The organism is Pseudomonas frederiksbergensis (assembly GCF_003732665.1).
GTDB classification, from domain to species: domain Bacteria; phylum Pseudomonadota; class Gammaproteobacteria; order Pseudomonadales; family Pseudomonadaceae; genus Aquipseudomonas; species Aquipseudomonas frederiksbergensis_G.
Map to the genome: position 1 here is coordinate 1 of NZ_MOBP01000110.1, position 299 is coordinate 299.

1 pseudogene is annotated in these 299 nt (G+C 53.5%); it reads right to left on the reverse strand.

The features are described 5' to 3' along the window. Positions 1-57: 57 nt before the first annotated feature. Positions 58-299: pseudogene (locus BK665_RS33375) on the reverse strand (type VI secretion system tip protein VgrG); the annotation flags it as partial.

The window sequence follows — 299 nt, forward strand, 5'->3', positions numbered from 1 at the left end:
TCATTACTAATTACCTGAATCCTGATCCCTGGATGCGTGTAGCGCCGTTGGTGTCTGTTAGCCGGAAAAATTGAGCATTAGTTGCGGTTTGCGTTTGACCTGTTCTTCCGGCGCATTCATCAACGCCTGATCCATCAATATCCCCGCCTTATCCTGATCCGCAGCCCCCGGCAGCACCGGCGGTTTAATCCCGATCCCCGTCCCACTCCCCGCAGACCCACCCGCATTAATTTTGATCACCGGCCCAACAACGGTAATCCAACCCGCATCCAGCTTGATAAAACTCCCACTCGCCTTAA